Consider the following 17,636-nt stretch of genomic DNA (forward strand, 5'->3'; position numbering starts at 1 on the left):
AACAGATGGCGCATATCGATCCTGCCGGCGGCTGGCTTCCACTGACGCAGCCGCAACTCGATTTCTGGGAGGAGTTTTCCTTCCATCCCGACGAGCCGGTTTCCACCGTCGCCCATTACATCGATCTTTCCGGTGCGGTGAATGAAAGCGCGCTCCTTCAGGCGATCAAACGCACCGTGCGCGATTCCGAAGTCCTGTCGATCCGTTTCCGTATCGGCGACGATGACGAGACGCCGCAGCAATGCTGCGACCCGAGCCATGCCCCGGTGGTGGAGCTTGTCGATCTCCGCGGCGATTCCGCTCCCCTGGAGGAGGCGCTGCGGCGCATGAACGCGGATGTGGAAGCAAGGCTCGATCTCAGAACCGACAGGCTTTCGGCGCAGCTGCTCTACCGTATCGCCGACGATCGTTATCTCTGGTACATCCGCGCCCATCATATCGTCGTGGATGGTTATGGCCTGACGCTGGTTGAGCAGCGCTGCGGCCAGCTTTACGGGCACTATTGCGGCAAGGGTGAAGCGGGTCCGGATTTCCACCCCTTCGGCGATTTCCTTGCCGAAGAGGATGCCTACAAACAAAGCCGGCGTTTTGAAAAGGACCGCGATTTCTGGGCGGCCTATCTTGCCGCACCCGCCGATCTGCCGGTGCTGGACAAGGATTGCGAGGACTATGGCGGCGGCGGTCTGCATACGGACGCGGCCTTGCCGCAGGGTTTCAGCACGCGGTTGCAACAGGTGGCGGGCGCAATGGAGATCGGCTGGCCGGACCTTCTGGTGCTGCTATCCGGCCTCTATCTCCACCGTGTCCTGCCGCGGCCGGATCGCAATGTGCTGACATTGTGGCTGCCCTTCATGAGCCGCTGGGGCAGCGTCGGCGCGCATATGCCGGCCATGCTCGTCAATATTTTGCCCTTCCATCTCACCATCGAGCCGGGCGAGAGCCTCGGCGCATTTCTGACGCGCAACGCCGCCGATCTGCGAAAGCAGCGCCTGCATGGCCGCTACCGCATCGAGCAGATCGCCGCCGACCGGGAAATCCCGAAGGGCCGGCGCTTCTTCTTCTCGCCGCTCATCAATGTCCTGCCCTTCAGCGCGCCGGTCTTTGCCGGGCTTACCGTTATCAGGCACATCCTCGCCAACGGTCCCGGCGACGGGTTCAACCTGACCTTCCGTGGCGAAGATGACGGCAGCGAGTTGAACCTGCATATCGATGCGGATTCGGCGCTGACGCAAGCGGAGGATTTCGCCCGTTACCGCGAGGAGTTGCCATTGTTCCTCGATGCGATGCTGCGCGAAGAGGCGCTGACGCTTGTGGCGGCAGAGGCGTCCACGGCATTCCGTCTGGCGGTTTGAGGGGAAGGCCGATAACGCTTACCCAATACTCTACGTCATCCTCGGCCTTGTGCCGAGGATCTAATCACGTCCAATAAGTCGAGGCGCTGCAGATGCTCGGGACAGGCCCGAGCATGACGGAGGTGGGCTTTCAGGATTTTGCCAACAAATTGAACCCGGCTCCGCTAAGGCGAAGCCGGGTTTTCCCTGCCCAAGTCCAGCTCAGGCGAGCGTTGTCAGCACGCGGCTCGAAGCGCCGGCTTCGGCAAAGCGGCTGAAGACGCCGCTGGTGGTGTTGCGCAGCCGCTCGACGTCCTGCGGGCCGTAGCGGTCCGAACGGTAGCTCATCAGCACGCGAATGGAACGCTCGCCGCCGATCGTCTCTTCCATCACCTCGAATTGCAGCCCCAGCATGGATTCATGCTTGTCGGGGTCGATCTGGCGGAACTCCACCGGCTTGCCATCCGGCCCGGCAAGGGTGCCGTTCAGCTTGTTCTTGGCGTGGATCTGGATGAAGACCTCGAACAGATGGTCGCGGCCGGGCGTCATGCCCAGCGCTTCCTCGACGAGATCGATCGGGATTTCGCTATGTTCCAGCGAGCCGTTGATGGTGTTCTTCACCGAAGAAATCAGGTCGCCGACGGTCATTGTCTCGCCGAAACGCACGCGATGGGCGACAACCGTGGTGAAATAGCCGATCGTATCGAAATAACCGCTATCGGTGCGGCCCGAAGCCGAGGTGCCGACCACGAGATCGCGCAGCCCGCCGAGATGGCGCAGCGATGCGGCGATGGCGGCATAGACCACGTTGAACAGCGAGGCGCTGTTCTGCTTGGCAATGGCGTAAAGCCCGTCGCTGACATGTTTTTCGAGCTTGAACTCGATCCAGCCGCCTGCAGGTGCTTCGTCCTGCGATGCCTCGTGCGGCGTGCCGTCCTGTCCGTTGAGGGTAAGGCCTTTCGGCGCATCCCGCAGCATATCGGTCCAATAGGCAAGGTGGCCGGCATTGACGCCTGACGCGACCTGTTTTCTCGCAAATTCATGGAAGGGCGCCGGCTTGGTGGCAAAGACCGGAGCCTTGCCCGCCGCCCTTGCCCGATAGGCTTCGGTCAGCTCGTCCATCATCAGGTTCACCGACCATTCGTCGAGCACGATGTGATGGAAGAGGAAGGAAAGCACCTGGCGGCCGCTCTGCGCATCCTTAAGGAAGCGCAGCCGCATCGGCAGTTCATGCGCAAGATCGAACCGCCAGCCGGCCTCCGCGTGCCGGTCCACACCTTTGCTTTCTTCGCTGGTCCAGAACCATTTGTAACCGGGCAGGTCATGCATCGGCACGATCTTCTGCAGAACCGTATCGTCTTCGACGTAGAAATGGGTCCGCAGGCCGGGATGGCGCTCGATGATATCGAGGAAGGCGCATTCGAAGGCATTCTCATCCACCGGATCGAGGAAATCGAGCGCGAAGGGAATGTTGAAGATTTCGCCGAAACCGAAGGCGGCATAGGCCTTCCAGAGCGACATCTGCGCCAGCGAAAGCGGTGCGGTGAGCGAGCCGCTCGCGGTCGCCTGCGCCTGCGCGGGTGCTGCGGTTTCGAGCCGGGTCGCCTGTTTTGCGAGCGAGGCGGCGGTCGGATAGCTGAACAGGTCGTTGAAGCGCAGCTCGATGCCGTGATTGCTGAGAAGTCGTCCGATGATGCGCGTCGCAATCAGCGAATGGCCGCCGAAATCGAAGAAATCGTCATCCGGCCCCATGTCGGGCGAGACGAGCGCTTCACGGAATTCCGCAAGGATCGTTGCGACGGTGTCGTCGTCGTTCTCACCGGAAGCAGCGGGCGAAAGGGCTGCCTGCTGCGGTGCTGTCGCGGCATTTTGAGGGACGATGCCGGAAAAATCCGCACCGCCTTCGAGATGGCTGACGAAGCGCTCCAGCAGGAAGGCTGTCGCATGCGGCGAGGTCTCCCTGCCGCCCGTCAGTTCGAGGCGGATGTCGCCGGCGGCTGTCGGACCGGCGGCAAGCGTCAGGCCGAGACCGGATTGCAGGGAGGGCAGGGGCAGGTGCTCAAACTGGAGCCCATGCTCCGATATGGCCTGAACGGGTGTCGCAAGCGCCTGCAGCGTGAAGGTGGCGGTTCCGCCTTCATTGTCATTTCGCTGCTCCAGACCGGACAGCACGGCTTTTTCAGCCTGTTCGGGCGTTTGGTCGCGGGAGACCGCTACCCGTGCCGCAGCCTCAGCTGACATCGGCATCGAAGCGCCGACGCCGGGCTGCAGGCGCAGGGTTACTGTCTCGGGACCGCCGTTTTTCGCCAGGAAAAGGGCAAAACGCGATCCGGCGCGGGCCAGAAGCGCATTCGCTGCCGTGGAGCTGTTGAGGCCGAGCAGGGTGGCGGGAAGATCGACGCCGTGGCTGTGGCTCGCCGGCCTGTCGATCCCGTTTTGCCGCAGCGCCACGACGGTCGAGCCGGAGGCCGGACGTTGCAGCCAGCCGAGCGGAAGCGGGTCGACACTGTTACTTTCGACCACGCGCGGCGAAAGCGGTTTCGGTGTCTCACCGGCATAGGCCGCCGTAATGCCTTCCAGCAGGATTTGCGGCGAGAGGACTTCGCCAAGCAGGCCGTGGACCAGAAATGCCAGCAGGATTTCTCCTTCGCTTAAGAGCACGACGGCCTGAAACGGCGGGTCGGTCTCGGCATCGAAGGGCCTTGCCTGCAGGTCGTGCAGCAAGGTCAGGGCCTCGCCTGCCGATGGAACATGCAGCAGCTGCACGATGGATGCGGACGGGGCCTCGATGCTCTTGGCAAGCGTGCCGTCCTCGCCGAAGGCAAAGCGTGCACGAAGTTCGGGCCAGACCTCGCAAACCGTCTTCAGCGCCGAGGTCAGACGCAGCAGATCGCACTCTTCACCGATGCGATAGGCGTGAAGGGCGCGGAAGACCTGATCGGGATCCTGAAACTGCTCGAACCAGACCCGTTCTTCGTATTGGCTCGGCGGGGCTGCATCTCCCCTGTCGAAAGTTTCTTCGATGCGACGTGCGAGCATACGCGTATTGTCTGCTGCCATGGTCCTCTCCTTGGAAATATTCGGGAATCGCGCTCCGGCGCGAAAAGTGCTGTGTCGTGGGATCAATGTCCCGCGCGCGACCGTTCGATGAGCGCCTGCCAGGCGGCAAGCGTGGGCCGCCGGGCCAGATCGTCATAATCGAGCCGTGTCCCGGCAAGCTGGGAAAGCGGCGGCATCAGCCGCATGAGGGCAAGCGAATGAAGCCCGCGACCGAACAGGTTGTCCCCCGGTTCGATGTCGCGCACTTCATCGTCGAGAACCCTGGCGATAAGGGCCTTGAGTTCCGTCATCATCGTTTCCGCCTCCGGCATGGCGTCCGCCGCGATTGCCGGTTCATTCATCGAAATGATCGTGAACGCCGCTGGCGCCGCGCCGCCAGTAACCGGAAGCGCGAGTCCATTTGGGGTTGGCGCCGAATTCTTCGACCAGAAGGGCGCGAACCTCCTTTGCAGCCTTCGATTCGCAGGCAACCCAGCTGAAGAAATCGCCCTTCGGCAGGTCGAGCTTGCGCAGCGCGCCCGCCAGCGCGTTGTGGTCGGTTCCGTTTTCCGTCTTCTGCGTCACCCAGACGATAGACGCATCCGCCTTCGTCTTGAGTTCAAGACGGTCGGCATCCGTCTCTACCTCGATCAGCGCCACGACGCGGGTGCCCTCAGGCATTTCCTCCAGCCGCCGCGCCAGCGCGGGAAGGCCGGTATCGTCGGCGATCAGCAGATGCCAGTCGTAGGTAAAGGGAACGGTGAAAGAGCCGCGCGGGCCGGCGATCCATGCCCTGTCACCCGCTTTGGCGGCTTTCGCCCAGTTGCTGGCGGGGCCGTCGTGATGGGTGGCGAAATCGATGGCGAGTTCGCCCTTTTCGGCGTCGAAGCTGCGCGGCGTGTAGTCGCGCGCCAGCGGGCGCGGCGCGCCTTCCGGGAATTCAATGCCGTTCGGGCCGATCACCGGCAGGCTCGGTTCGGTTTCGCCGGGCTGGGCAAAGAACATCTTGACGTGGTCGTCGAAACCGAGGCTCGCAAAGCCCTCCACTTCCGGCCCGGTCAGGACGATGCGGACCATGGACCGGCTGAGCTTTTCGACGCGCGCGACATTGAGCGCGCGCAGCGCGACGGCGTGGCGATGGCGTTTGGGAGTGCGGTCCGGAATAGGGGAATCTATGGTTTCTGGCATGCTCATGCTGTTGTCTTTCCTGGGATATCGCCGACGGGTTCGGCGGTCTCGCTGTCCCGGATCGGCGTGCCGGACGGATCGCGCGTTGGGAATCTCATCCGGCGCGATATTCCGGCGTCGTTGCGTCAAGATGCGCGAACCATAACAGGCGGTTTCGGCCCCGGCAATATAACTTTCTCCAAAAACTCAAGTTTATACCCGGCACATAAATCGTGCCGGGATTGGCTTTGGATAACGCCGTTCAGCGGCGGCCTGCCCAGCTTTCCACTTCATTCAATGTGTGCAGGGCGCTCGGAATGGAAGGTGTCGTGACCCTGGTGGAATCGAGGAAAACGATCCTTTTCTCGCGCGCCGGTTTTACGAAACGCTCCCAGCCGGGAATGATCTTTTCAAGGGCGGCGCGCGTTCCGGCCTCGCCGCGGGCGGGGCTGGTATAGCTGTTCATCACCACCAGCAGATCGGGATTGAGCTTGCCGAAGGCATCGGCGCTCAGCGGCATCATCAGGGTCGAGCCCATGCCGCCCGAAGAGGCGGCGTTGTCGATCTTCAGGCGGGTATAACCCAGATCTTCCAATGCCTGCACGGCGCCGGACATGTCGCCCACCGCATTGATCTGGTCGGTCAGCAGGATCGCGAGATAGGTCTTGCCCTTGATATCGTCGCCCAGCGTCTTTTTGACGGCGGCGAGCTTCGTGTCATAGGTCTTCCGGCGCTCGGCAAAGACATCGCTTCGCCCGACCAGGGCGGCAAGGTTTTCTTCGACGCTGAAACCGTAGGCATGGCCGGTGCTGACCTTTTGCAGATAGACGGGGGCGACGGTGGAGAGCTGTTCGGCCTTGCCGCCATCCATTTCCGTGGCGACGATCAGGTCCGGTTGCAGCGCCCGCAGTTTTTCAAGGTCGATCTGGCCGACCGCGCCAAAACCCTTCGGTTTCGTGCGGCCTTCACCGAGAACGGTGTCGACGAAGTCGACGGCGGTGGCGAATTTGCCGTCGCTGTTGCGGCCATAGGCGCCGACCACATTGGCGTCGAGATCCATCAGCGGCACGCCGAGCAGCGGCTCGTGCATGACGACGATGCGTTGCGGCTTTTCCGGAACGGAGACGGTGCGGCCGGCGGCATCGGTCACGCTGCGCTCGGCGGCGAGGCTGGTTCCGGCGGCCAGAAGTGCGGCGATGAGGATGGCAATTCGCATGGCATTCCCTTTATTCGATGTCTTCAGTGGCTATTGGTTCTGCGCAGCGCCTGAAGGCGCAGCGTGAGGATGAAAAGCGGCACGCCGATCAGCGTCAGCGCAAGACCGATCGGCATCGGCGTATCGGCCACCAGCCCGCGCGACAGCGTATCGGCGGTGACGACCAGAATGCCGCCGGTAAGCCCCGACAGGAAAAGCCTGGCGCGACCGACGGCGGGCGAAACGAAGGTGGCGAGATGCGGGGCGATAACGCCGAGGAAGGTGAGCGGGCCGACGGCGGTAACCGAGGAGGCGCTGAGGATGACCGCAAAAACAATGACGAGCGGGCGCGAATGCCTGACGGTTTCACCGAGCGCCATGGCCATTTCATTGCCGAGATCGAAGACCGCGAGCGCCCGGCCGATGAGAAAAATGCTCACAAGGCTTGCGGCGAAGAGGGGGGCGAAAACGAGGATGGTCGACCAGCTGGCCTGAAACAGCGAACCCGCCATCCAGTCGGCCAGCGACAGCGAGGTTTCGGCCGGCGTGTAAAGCAGAAGCACGGAGGAAACGGAGGAAAGCGCCGATTCAATTGCGATGCCCATCAGCAATATGGCAAGGCCGCTCGAGCGTTCCCGTCCGACGAGGGCGATGAGAAGGAAGGCGACGGCCAGACCGCCGCCGACGGCCGCAAGCGCCACCAGCGTCTTGGGTGCGGCCGGCACCAGCACCAGAAGCAGCATGATGGTGGTCATCGACCCCTGGCTCAGACCGAACAGGCCGGGATCGGCGAGTGGATTGCGGGCGACGGATTGCAGCATGGCGCCTGCCAGCGCCACACTCCAGCCGGCCATGAAACCGATGAGGATGCGCGGCAGCCGCACCGTCCACAGCGCATAGGCCTGATCGTCGCCGAGATGCCCGCCCACCAAGCCGCGCAGGAGATCGACGAGGCCCGTTTCGGTATTGCCGAGGCTGACGGACAGGGCGGCGAGCGCCAGCGCCAGCACAAGCAGCGCAAGGCCGGCCTTCAGATTGCCGATGCCGATCTGCAGGCCGCTCGGCAGCCGCAGCACCGCTTTGCCGTCGGTGGCGAAATGCCGTTTCATGAAAGCCCCCTTCATGACAGCCCCCTCGCCGAAGGCGACAGATAGAAGCGCTTGACGATGACGATGAAGACGAGGCCGCCAAGCAGATCCATGAACAGCCCGGTATTGACCACATAGGGCGCAAACAGGGTTTGCGCGCCAAGATCGGCCAGCACGCAGAGACCCGCGCCGACAAGCGCGGAGGCCGGCAGGGCAAGCGTGAAATTCACCCCGACCAGCGGCCGGATCATATGCGGCACGATGAGGCCGACGAAGCCGATGGGGCCGCAGATCGCCACCGCCGAACCCGAGGCCAGCATGGTGGCGAAGAGCGCGATCCGGGAAATGCGCGTGACATTCACACCGGCGGAGGCGGCCTTTTCCGCGCCCAGCAGAACCAGCGTCAGCGGCCGGGCGACCGCCCACAATAGGACGAGCGCAATTGCGCCGATCCACCAGAAATCGAACAGGCGCTCGGCATAGACGTGGTTGATATTGCCGCCCACCCAGCTGAGGAACTCGGCGCGGCGTGTGGGGTTGGAGAGAAGCAGGGCGTTGGTCACGCCGATCAGCAGCATGGAAACCAGCGCGCCGGAAAGGATGAGCGACAGGCCGCGCGGATCGTTCGCCCGCCCGGCGAGACGCGCGACGACGAAGCAGGCGGCAAAACCGAAGCCGGCGCCTGCGAGCGCGGCAAGGCCCTGTACTTCCGGAGAGAAATCGAACACCAGCGCGCCGGCAATCACAAAAAGCGTCGCACCGGCATTCAGCCCCAGGGTGGAGGGCGAGGCGAGGGGATTGCGCGCAAGCCCCTGCAGCACGCAACCGCTGACGGCCGTAGTCGCCCCCACATAGATGGCAATCAGCGCGCGTGGGATTTGCTGATAGAGAAGCACCGACTGCTCATAGCTGTCGGCCTCGCCGCGCCAGAGCGTCGCCAGGATTTCGGCAGGCGGCATGTCGCCGGACATTACCAGCAGATTGATGGCGAGGATGGCGGCCAGCAGCAGCGCGGCGGCGAAAATCAGCGTTATTTTCGGGGTCATGCCGGAATGGCCTGTTCCTGCCGCTCCAGCCGGGGCACGCAGATGAGCCGCCCCTGCCGGGAGAAGATATCGGCTTCGAGATCGAAGACCTCGGCGACATTTTCGGGCGTGACCGTTCTTTCCACCGGCCCGGACGCCAGAACCCGCCCGGCTTTCAGCATGATGACATCATCGGCGAAGGTGGAGGCAAGGTTGAGATCGTGCAGCACGACGATGACGGTCTTGCCATGCCTGTCCGTCAGTTCGCGCACGAGGCCGAGAACGGCATATTGATATTTCATGTCGAGATGATTGACCGGCTCGTCCATCAGGATCACGTCCGTATCCTGCGCCAGCACCATGGCGATGAAGGCGCGCTGGCGCTGGCCGCCGGAAAGCGTGTTGACCTGCGCTTTCGCCTTGTCTTCCAGCCCGACGGTCTTCAGCGCCTCGGCAAAAAGCGCGCGGTCGCGTTCGGTGGGGCCGCCCGCAAGACCGTAGCGGGCGTAACCGGCAAGCTCGATCAGCTCACCGAGCGTCATATAGTCAGGGCAATGGCACTCCTGCGGCAGATAGGCGATGCGCCGCGCCAGTTCGCGGCGTCCGATCTCGCTGATCGAACGCTCACCGAGCCTTATCGCCCCCGATGACAAAGGCACGAAACCCATGATGGTCTTCAACAGCGTCGACTTGCCGCAGCCATTGGGGCCGACCAGCGCGGTGACGCGGCCGTTCTGGAAACGGGCGGAAAGCCCCCGCAGGACGGGAACATGTCCATAGCTGGCGTGAAGGTCCGTGGCGTCAAGCACCGGATACAACTCCTGTTATTCATGCGCCCATGCGTCGAGACGCCGCACGGTCGTTATAAGTATTTGAATTTAAATATCGAACCCGTGGAAAAAGCATTTCTTTCCGGCAGGCGCGACGGTGTGGTCTTGAAGCGACACTAAACTATAGTAAAACTCTCCACAAATCGAAATTTGCCGATTCAACGTGCGGATTTCTTGCCGGTTATTTCAGTCGAGGTGCATCATGTCAGTCGCAGCCAAGCTTCATGTCGGCATGTCGCTGGCCCCAACCTGGCTCAGCGGCGAGGCATGGCGGCGCGCGGACAGCGATATAAACGGGGTGTTTTCCAGCGATTATTTTGTCGATCTGGCGCAGCGTGCGGAAGCCGCGCATGTGGATTTCGTGTTTCGGCCGGATACGCTTTTTCTGCGCACCGAGGGGCTGGAGACCGGCGGCGGATTTGCCAGCATGGACCCGACCATGCTTCTTGCGGCCATTGCGCGGGAAACCAGCCATGTCGGGCTGTTGTCCACCGTTTCGACCACATTTCTGCCGCCCTATGTGGTGGCCCGCCAGATCCAGTCGCTGAACTGGCTGAGCAATGGCAGGGCGGGGTGGAATATCGTCACGGCGCTTGAGGGGCACGAAAATTTCGGCCTGAAAGAGATGCCTTCGCCGCAGGAGCGTTACGAGCGCGCCGCCGAATTCACGCAGGTGGTGAAGGCGCTATGGTCGAGTTTTCCGAATGAAGCTCTCAAACTCGACCGGGAAAGCGGGCGGTTCGCCGATTCCTCACTGGTGCATCCGGTGGCGCATGAGGGCAGGCACTTCAGCGTCAAAGGCCCGCTCAACCTGCCGTCCCATGCCAGCCGCATTCCGCTGGTGCAGGCGGGCGCCTCTCCCGAGGGCCGTGATTTCGCCTCGTCGGTGGCCGATGCTGTCTTTGCCTCGACGCCGGATATGCAGGCGGCCATCGAACTCAGGGCGGATTTGCGGCGGCGTGCCGAGGGCCACGGCCGCAACCCCGACGGCGTGAAGCTGATGCCGGGCCTCAGCCTCTATCTCGCGGAGACCGGCAGGGAGGCGCTGGAACTCTTCGCGGAGACCCATGCCCGCGCCAACCGCGCCCGCGCCTTTGCCTCCATTCGCGATATGACGGGTCTTGATCTCACGGACTGGCCGCTCACGCGGATCGTTACCGCCTCCGACCTGCCGCCGCCGCCGGAGACACCGAGAAGCCGCACCCATGCCGGCCTGCTGCGCCGGCTGATCGAGCGGGAGACGCTGAGTGTTGCGGAATTATTGCGACGTCCGGAAGTGATGGGGTCGGGCCATTGGCAGATCATCGGCACCGTTGAAGATGCCCTTGAGGCCATCCGCGAATGGGCGGCTGCCGGTGCGATCGACGGTTTCGTCGCGGTGCCCGGCGGTTCGGTGGCGTCCATGCGGCTGGTGCTGGAGCGGCTGTTGCCGAAGCTCGCCGATGCCGGGCTTTTCCGCACGGCCTATTCCGGCCGCACCTTTGCGGAGCATCTGGCCGAATAGGCTTATGCGCCGCCGGATTCGGCCGTCGCCTGTCCGGCGGCTTCGATCAGTCGGGAAAAATGCCGTTCGGTCTCGGCGGTGGCAACGAAGGATACGGTGGTGACGACACAACAGAGTTCGCCCTGGGCGTCGAAAACCGGCGCCGCCTTGCCGGTCAGGGCGGAGAACAGATGTTCGTTGAGTTCCGCGCCACCCGCTTCGCGGATGGTTTCCAGAATGCCGGCATCGGGACGGGAGCCGCGAAAGGCGGCCGGTTGCAGCCTGCGCACGGCGGTTATCCTGTCCGGCGGCAGGTAGGCCTGAAAAACCAGCCCGCAGGCGCTGTTGTCCAGCGGCAGAACATCGCCGAGCGCCACGGTGCTGATGGAAAAGCTGGCGCTTCTCGCCCACCGCACCACGGTCGGGCCGCGTTCGGTCCAGATCGCCACGCCGCAGCTGGCGCCGATCCTGGAGGCAAGCGCATTCATCTGGCGGCCGGCGGTTTCGACCGGATTGATTCGCCTGAGCGCGCTGATGCCTATTCCGAGCGCCGCGGGTCCGAGATCGTAACTGCCGCTTGCGGGGTCCTGTATCACCAGCCCCTCCCGCACGAGGCTTTGCATGTAGCGATGCGCGGTGGAGCGGCCGGTGCCGGCGCGTTTGGCCAGTTCGCCAAGTGCCAGCGCGCTGTCCGATCTGGCGAGAAGATTGAGGAAACGCGCCGCGATCGATACCGACTGAATGAGGGCCGAGCGCTTTTCGCCCTCGTTTTCCGGCAGATTGTCCGAATCGTCATCCATGGCGTTCAAGCGCGTTCCCCCCGTTTTGTTGAGCATGCCTAACGCATCGGGCCGGAAATCGGAATCGATTTCTGCGGACGGAACTATGCTGTTCCCTTTCGAAACGCTGCGGGTGAGCAAGCGGCGGTCGGTAAACTTTGTTGTAAATATGGCACATCCCGTTACGGAAGCCTTTTTGTCCGCAATACAGAACGCATTCTCTATTGCGAAACGGATAACGCTTCCGTTACTTGAATATGACTTTAATACTCATGTTTATTAGGGGTGTGTGATGGGGTTTAGCTCTAACGGTCGTTTGATGAGCGGGGTCAGCGCTCTGACGCTGGCGACATTGTTTGTGACGCCGGTTCTCGGTCAGGATCAGCAGGCGGCGACGGCGGGCACCACCGTCCTGAAGCCGATCGTCGTGACCGGTGAAAAAGTGGCGCGCGACATGAAGAACACGGCGTCGTCCGTTTCGGTCATATCCGGGGATAAAATCAAGAAAGAAAAGACCGGCGACCCGACCGTATCGGAAGCGATCAAGGATATTCCGAACGTCGTTTACACCGACAATGTCAGCGCCCCGATCATTCGCGGACAGGATACGCAGGGACCGAATACCGGCTCCATCGCCTTCTTCACCGGCACGGTGCCGCGCGCGACGATCAATGTCGACGGCCATTATCTCGGTTATAACGAGTTCATCTATGGCGCGAGCTCCATCTGGGATGTCGAAAGCATCGAGGTGTTCCGCGGCCCGCAGACCACCTCGCAGGGCGCCAACGCCATTGCCGGCGCGATCCTCGTCAACACCAAGGACCCGACCTTTACGCCCGAAGCCAGCTATCAGGCGGAAATCGGCAATTATCACCAGAAGCGCGGTTCCTTCGCCTTTTCCGGTCCGCTGATCGAGGATGAGCTGGCGGCACGCATGGCGATCGATTATTCCGGCCGCGATACCTTCATCGACTACATCAATTCCGCCTTCGCCCATGAGGGAACGGACCAGAACTTCAAGGAATTCAACGGTCGCTTCAAGCTTCTGTGGGAACCGTCGGAAATTCCCGGCCTCTCGACCAAGCTGACCTATTCCTACAACGCCTCTAACCGGCCGAGCCAGGAAGCGGCGTCGCGCCCCTTCGAGGATCTCAACCACGTCACCACGACGATGCCGAATTTCAGCCAGTACACCAATACCGGCATTCTCGACATCAACTACGATTTCGAAAACGGCGTGAAACTGTTCAACCAGACGCAGTTCTCCTCGTCCATCGCCAAGCGCCGGGTCGGCATTGCGAATACGGGTGATGCCGATATCGACCTGAAGAACACGTCCCATGAAACACGCGTGACCTTCGGTGATCAGGAAGACGTGCTGAGCGGTGTCGCGGGTATTTATTACGCACATACGAAAGCCGACGAGGTGCTTTATCTGCGTGGAACCTCGCGTTTCAACGATACCAAGGACAATCTCGGTCTTTTCAGCGAGTTGAGCTATCGCCTGACCGATCAATGGACCCTGACCGGCGGCCTGCGCTACCAGCAGGACCAGATTCAGCGCAACGGTTATCGCACATTGAGCGCGACCTCCAGAAGCTCGGTCAATTATGACGAAACCTTCTCGGAAATCCTGCCCAAGGCGTCGCTGGCCTACGCCATCAATGACGACTGGACGGTGGGCGGTCTGATCAGCCGCGGTTACAATCCCGGCGGCGTCGCATTCGACCTGACGACCAGCAAATGGCGCACCTTCGACAAGGAAACCATCTGGAACTACGAGCTGTTCACCCGCGCCAGCCTGCTGGACGATACGCTGACGGTAAACGGCAACCTGTTCTACATGGACATGAAGAACGCCCAGTTTAACGTACCGGTCGTTGTCTCCACGGGCATCAGCGAATCCTACACCGTCAATGCCGAGGAGGCCCATGCCTACGGTCTGGAAATCGGCGTGGATTATCAGGTCCTCGACAATCTGACACTGAAGGCCAGCGCCGGTCTGCTGAAGACGAAAATCGACGAGATTTCCAGCAATGCCGCCTATGTCGGCAAGGAATTCGCCAAGTCGCCGGGTTACAGCTTCACCGTCGGCGCTAGCTGGGACGTGACTGATAAATTCACCGTTTCGGGGCAGGTGCGCCATCTCGACGGTTATTATTCGGATACGGATAACAAGGCCGTTTATGCAATCGATCCCTATACGATCGCGGATGTGCGGGCGAGCTACAAGTTCCAGGAGGAGCTTGAATTCTACGCCTACGTCAAGAACGTCTTCGATGAGCGCGCACCGACGCTGATGAAGGAAAACCGTGGCATTGGCGGCATCGAGGCGAGCATGACCGAACCGCGCATGTTTGGCGTCGGTATTCGCGGCACGTTCTGAGCGATTGCCGGATTTGAAAAGCAAAAGGCCTTCGAAGCGATCTTCGAAGGCCTTTCTGTTTCAGGGGACTGTTCCCGATGATACGATTTGAGCTTGCCGCAGAGGGCCGGCTCACATTTGCCGGGGCGTTATGCACTCTCCCTCCGTCATTCCGGCCTTGAGCCGGAATCCAGCCAGCCCAAGTCCTTGGGCTGAAAGGAGTCTTCCCGCCACGCGGACGCGCGTCGGCTGGATTCCGGCTCAAGGCCGGAATGACGGTGAGAAGAAATGTCGCCGTTTACTATGACCGACGCCGTCCCCGCTCCGGTCCATAAGCCTCAGAAAAATGCCTGAATGCCCGTCTGCGCCCGGCCGAGGATCAGCGCGTGGACGTCGTGCGTGCCCTCATAGGTGTTGACCGTCTCGAGGTTCTGGGCGTGGCGCATGACGTGATATTCGATCTGGATGCCGTTGCCGCCATGCATGTCGCGGGCCTGGCGGGCGATATCCAGCGCTTTGCCGCAATTGTTGCGCTTGATGATGGAGATCATTTCCGGCGCCATCTTATGGTCGTCCATCAGTTGGCCGACGCGGAGCGATGCCTGAAGGCCGAGCGCGATTTCGGTCTGCATGTCGGCGAGCTTCTTCTGGTAAAGCTGCATGCCGGCGAGCGGCTTGCCGAACTGCTTGCGGTCGAGACCATATTGCCGGGCGCGGAACCAGCAATCTTCCGCCGCACCCATGACACCCCAGGAAATGCCGTAACGGGCGCGGTTGAGGCAGCCGAACGGGCCTTTAAGGCCGGAAACATTGGGCAGCAGCGCGTCTTCGCCCACTTCCACACCGTCCAGAACGATCTCGCCGGTGATGGAGGCGCGCAGCGACAGCTTGCCGCCGATCTTGGGAGCGGAGAGGCCCTTCATGCCCTTTTCCAGTACGAAGCCCCTGATCTGGTTGTCATGGGCTTCCGATTTCGCCCAGACGACGAAGACATCGGCGATTGGCGCATTGGAAATCCACATTTTCGAACCGCGCAGGCGATAGCCGCCGGCGATCTTTTCAGCGCGGGTCTTCATGCCGCCGGGATCGGAACCGGCATCCGGCTCGGTGAGGCCGAAACAGCCGATCAACTCGCCAGAGACGAGGCCGGGCAGGTATTTCTTCTTCTGCTCGTCCGAGCCATAGGCGAAGATCGGATGGATGACGAGCGAGGACTGCACGCTCATCATCGAGCGGTAACCGCTGTCGATCCGCTCTACCTCGCGGGCGACGAGGCCGTAAGCCACATAGCTGGCATTGGCCGCGCCATATTCTTCCGGCAGGGTGACGCCGAGCAGGCCGGTGCGGCCCATCAGGCGAAACAGTTCCGGTTCGGTTGTTTCGGAGAGATAGGCCTCGGAGACACGCGGCAAGAGTTCCGATTTGCCGAAGGCGGCGGCGGCGTCGCGGATCATCCGCTCGTCGTCGTTCAGTTGGTCTTCGAGCAGAAAAGGGTCCTGCCAATTGAATGCTGCGTGTTCGCTCACGTGATGCCTCCGGATTTGCTGGCCGGACTATTGGTATTCGAGCCAGTCGGCACAAGCCATGTTTACTCATTTTTGCATTACATATAGTAATGGCTCATGACATCTCTCAGCCGCAAACTCCTGCCCTCCACCAGTGCGCTCGCCGCCTTCGATTCCGTGGCCCGGCTCGGCAGCTTTTCCGCGGCCGCCGATGAGCTCGCCCTGACGCAGGGGGCGATCAGCCGGCAGGTTATGTCACTGGAAGAACAGCTTGGCGTGCGCCTGTTCGAACGCGGCGCACGCGGCGTGGCGCTGACGACAGAGGGCCGCGCCTATGCAAAATCGATTGCCTCCGCCCTTGGCGAGATACGCTCCGCGTCGCTGCAGATCATGACCAAAACGCATGGCAATACGCTGAACCTCGCCATGCTGCCCACCTTCGGCACCCGCTGGCTTCTGCCGCGTATCCCGGATTTCGTGGCGAACCACCCCGAAATCACCATCAATTTCGCCACCCGCATCGGGCAATTCGATTTTGAGCGCGAGCAGCTCGATATGGCGATCCATATCGGTCAGGCCGACTGGCCGGGGGCGGAAAGCACCTTTCTGATGCATGAAATGGTCGCGCCGGTGTGTAGCCCGCAATTCCTCAGCGCCCATCCCGTGGAAAAGGGAGAGGATATCGCCGCCCTGCCGCTGCTGCACATGGCCTCGCGGCCGGGCGCATGGGGTCACTGGTTCGAAAGCCTCGGCCTGTCGCTCGCCTTGCCGCAGGGCATGCGCTTCGAGCAATTTTCCAGCGTGGCGCAGGCCTGCATCGCCGGGCTCGGCGTGGCGCTGATGCCGCTTTTCCTGATCGATAACGAACTGAAATCGAAGCAACTGGTAAAGGCCTTCGATCATCAGGCCAGAAGCCCCAGCTCCTATTATGCCGTGGCGCCGCTTTCGCGCGCCAATCACGTGCCGGTCGTGCTGTTTCGTGACTGGCTGGTGCGGCAGGTTGAGGCCTATCATGCCGCCCGTAATGCGCCCCTTTCATAAAGCCGTGGCAGAGACGGTTTAACGGATGCTGACCCTCGCGGCGATAAATGCCGGCAGGGGGAGGGAAAATCGCGGCAAGCCGGGCTATGAAATCGGTCATGAAACCAAAAAGGAAGCGCGGCCGGCCTGCGCATGAGGATATTCTGACGCCCGCTGAATGGCGGACCGTTCATGCCGCCCAGCACGGCATGACGAACCGAAAGATCGCCAGCCGCCGCGGCATCAGCCTTTATGCCGTCAAGTTTCACATCGCCAATGCGCTCGGGAAGCTTGGTCTCGAGAACAGGAAAATGCTTTTGCGCTGGTTCGCCGTGCCGGTCGACAGCGCCTTGGGAAAACAGGGGAACCCGATGAATAAAAATATCGCGCTCGGCGCCATTGGCCAGATCTCCCGTTCCGTCAGCGATCTGCCTGCGGCCGAGGCATGGTATCGGGATGTGCTCGGGCTAACCCATCTCTATACATTCGGCGATCTGGCGTTTTTCGATTGCGGCGGCACGCGCCTCTTCCTTTCGGTCGATGGGCGAAGGCCGACAAATGCGGTCATCTATTTCAGGGTGGATGATATCGGCGCCGCTTATGAAGGGCTGTTGTCACGCAACGTCGAATTTAAAAGTCCTCCGCATCTCATTCATCGTCATGGCGATGGAACCGAGGAGTGGATGGCCTTTTTCAAGGACCCGGATGGTGGCATTTTGGCAATCATGTCGCAGGTCAGGCCGCAGCAATGATCCCATCCGGCCGGTAGCCGCTTGGCGCTCCCGGCTACAATCTTTCCGGTTTCCGGG

Annotated in this window: 14 protein-coding genes; 5 read left to right on the forward strand and 9 right to left on the reverse strand. The window is 61.8% G+C overall.

Annotated features, from left to right (window positions below; genetic code table 11):
• Positions 1 to 5 precede the first annotated feature (5 nt).
• Positions 6 to 1,352 (forward strand): condensation domain-containing protein, encoded by a 1,347-nt coding sequence (locus ACQZ5N_RS14975; protein WP_448733340.1) that lies wholly within the window; start codon positions 6 to 8, stop codon positions 1,350 to 1,352.
• Positions 1,353 to 1,553: 201 nt separating this feature from the next.
• Here ACQZ5N_RS14975 and ACQZ5N_RS14980 read toward each other — a convergent pair whose 3' ends face one another.
• From ACQZ5N_RS14980 to ACQZ5N_RS15010, 7 genes are all read right to left on the reverse strand, one after another.
• Positions 1,554 to 4,391, reverse strand: coding sequence for a condensation domain-containing protein (locus ACQZ5N_RS14980; RefSeq protein ID WP_448733341.1), 2,838 nt, complete (start codon positions 4,389 to 4,391; stop codon positions 1,554 to 1,556).
• 62 nt (positions 4,392 to 4,453) lie between these two features.
• A complete protein-coding gene (locus tag ACQZ5N_RS14985) occupies positions 4,454 to 4,732 on the reverse strand; it encodes a phosphopantetheine-binding protein (RefSeq protein ID WP_080820544.1) in 279 nt (92 codons plus the stop codon).
• Entirely contained in the window at positions 4,725 to 5,564 is an 840-nt protein-coding gene (locus tag ACQZ5N_RS14990) for a siderophore-interacting protein (RefSeq protein ID WP_448733342.1), read from the reverse strand. The genes ACQZ5N_RS14985 and ACQZ5N_RS14990 overlap by 8 nt, the downstream gene beginning before the upstream one ends.
• Before the next feature lie 235 nt (positions 5,565 to 5,799).
• Positions 5,800 to 6,753, reverse strand: a complete 954-nt coding sequence (locus tag ACQZ5N_RS14995; protein ID WP_020811034.1) for an ABC transporter substrate-binding protein — start codon at positions 6,751 to 6,753, stop codon at positions 5,800 to 5,802.
• A gap of 23 nt (positions 6,754 to 6,776) precedes the next feature.
• Positions 6,777 to 7,841, reverse strand: coding sequence for a FecCD family ABC transporter permease (locus ACQZ5N_RS15000; RefSeq protein ID WP_448733343.1), 1,065 nt, complete (start codon positions 7,839 to 7,841; stop codon positions 6,777 to 6,779).
• An 11-nt stretch (positions 7,842 to 7,852) separates the two neighbouring features.
• Positions 7,853 to 8,866 (reverse strand): FecCD family ABC transporter permease, encoded by a 1,014-nt coding sequence (locus ACQZ5N_RS15005; RefSeq protein WP_448733344.1) that lies wholly within the window; start codon positions 8,864 to 8,866, stop codon positions 7,853 to 7,855.
• Positions 8,863 to 9,663 (reverse strand): ABC transporter ATP-binding protein, encoded by an 801-nt coding sequence (locus ACQZ5N_RS15010; RefSeq protein WP_425644964.1) that lies wholly within the window; start codon positions 9,661 to 9,663, stop codon positions 8,863 to 8,865. The genes ACQZ5N_RS15005 and ACQZ5N_RS15010 overlap by 4 nt, the downstream gene beginning before the upstream one ends.
• Before the next feature lie 214 nt (positions 9,664 to 9,877).
• Between ACQZ5N_RS15010 and ACQZ5N_RS15015 the strand changes: the two genes are divergently transcribed.
• A complete protein-coding gene (locus ACQZ5N_RS15015; RefSeq protein WP_174058690.1) occupies positions 9,878 to 11,179 on the forward strand; it encodes an NtaA/DmoA family FMN-dependent monooxygenase in 1,302 nt (433 codons plus the stop codon).
• 2 nt (positions 11,180 to 11,181) lie between these two features.
• Here the strand turns inward: ACQZ5N_RS15015 and ACQZ5N_RS15020 are convergent, their stop codons facing one another.
• Complete coding sequence (locus tag ACQZ5N_RS15020; RefSeq protein ID WP_425646553.1) at positions 11,182 to 11,958, reverse strand: IclR family transcriptional regulator; 777 nt, start codon at positions 11,956 to 11,958, stop codon at positions 11,182 to 11,184.
• A gap of 298 nt (positions 11,959 to 12,256) precedes the next feature.
• Between ACQZ5N_RS15020 and ACQZ5N_RS15025 the strand changes: the two genes are divergently transcribed.
• A complete protein-coding gene (locus tag ACQZ5N_RS15025; protein WP_425644961.1) occupies positions 12,257 to 14,323 on the forward strand; it encodes a TonB-dependent receptor in 2,067 nt (688 codons plus the stop codon).
• Between the two features lie 317 nt (positions 14,324 to 14,640).
• Here the strand turns inward: ACQZ5N_RS15025 and ACQZ5N_RS15030 are convergent, their stop codons facing one another.
• On the reverse strand, positions 14,641 to 15,756 hold the full coding sequence (locus tag ACQZ5N_RS15030; RefSeq protein WP_245289702.1) for an acyl-CoA dehydrogenase: 1,116 nt from the start codon (positions 15,754 to 15,756) through the stop codon (positions 14,641 to 14,643).
• Positions 15,757 to 15,924: 168 nt separating this feature from the next.
• On the opposite strand from ACQZ5N_RS15030, the gene ACQZ5N_RS15035 reads away from it, so the two are divergent.
• Both ACQZ5N_RS15035 and ACQZ5N_RS15040 read left to right on the forward strand, forming a co-directional pair.
• Positions 15,925 to 16,848: a LysR family transcriptional regulator gene (locus ACQZ5N_RS15035; RefSeq protein WP_174058699.1), complete on the forward strand. Its 924-nt coding sequence runs from the start codon at positions 15,925 to 15,927 to the stop codon at positions 16,846 to 16,848.
• 98 nt (positions 16,849 to 16,946) lie between these two features.
• Positions 16,947 to 17,579 carry a VOC family protein gene (locus tag ACQZ5N_RS15040; RefSeq protein WP_448733345.1) on the forward strand — a complete coding sequence of 211 codons (633 nt, stop codon included), beginning with the start codon at positions 16,947 to 16,949 and terminating at the stop codon, positions 17,577 to 17,579.
• The last annotated feature ends 57 nt before the right edge of the window (positions 17,580 to 17,636 follow it).

This window comes from Agrobacterium sp. 22-221-1, assembly GCF_053522445.1.

Coding starts and splice junctions, on each gene's coding strand:
- ACQZ5N_RS14980 (WP_448733341.1), bottom strand. CDS start 4,391: ATGGCAGCAGACAATACGCGTATGCTCGCACGTCGCATCGAAGAAACT.
- ACQZ5N_RS14985 (WP_080820544.1), bottom strand. CDS start 4,732: ATGAATGAACCGGCAATCGCGGCGGACGCCATGCCGGAGGCGGAAACG.
- ACQZ5N_RS15000 (WP_448733343.1), bottom strand. CDS start 7,841: ATGAAACGGCATTTCGCCACCGACGGCAAAGCGGTGCTGCGGCTGCCG.
- ACQZ5N_RS15015 (WP_174058690.1), top strand. CDS start 9,878: ATGTCAGTCGCAGCCAAGCTTCATGTCGGCATGTCGCTGGCCCCAACC.
- ACQZ5N_RS15020 (WP_425646553.1), bottom strand. CDS start 11,958: ATGGATGACGATTCGGACAATCTGCCGGAAAACGAGGGCGAAAAGCGC.
- ACQZ5N_RS15030 (WP_245289702.1), bottom strand. CDS start 15,756: ATGATCCGCGACGCCGCCGCCGCCTTCGGCAAATCGGAACTCTTGCCG.
- ACQZ5N_RS14975 (WP_448733340.1), top strand. CDS start 6: ATGGCGCATATCGATCCTGCCGGCGGCTGGCTTCCACTGACGCAGCCG.
- ACQZ5N_RS15040 (WP_448733345.1), top strand. CDS start 16,947: ATGAAACCAAAAAGGAAGCGCGGCCGGCCTGCGCATGAGGATATTCTG.
- ACQZ5N_RS15035 (WP_174058699.1), top strand. CDS start 15,925: ATGACATCTCTCAGCCGCAAACTCCTGCCCTCCACCAGTGCGCTCGCC.
- ACQZ5N_RS15025 (WP_425644961.1), top strand. CDS start 12,257: ATGAGCGGGGTCAGCGCTCTGACGCTGGCGACATTGTTTGTGACGCCG.
- ACQZ5N_RS14990 (WP_448733342.1), bottom strand. CDS start 5,564: ATGAGCATGCCAGAAACCATAGATTCCCCTATTCCGGACCGCACTCCC.
- ACQZ5N_RS15005 (WP_448733344.1), bottom strand. CDS start 8,866: ATGACCCCGAAAATAACGCTGATTTTCGCCGCCGCGCTGCTGCTGGCC.
- ACQZ5N_RS14995 (WP_020811034.1), bottom strand. CDS start 6,753: ATGCGAATTGCCATCCTCATCGCCGCACTTCTGGCCGCCGGAACCAGC.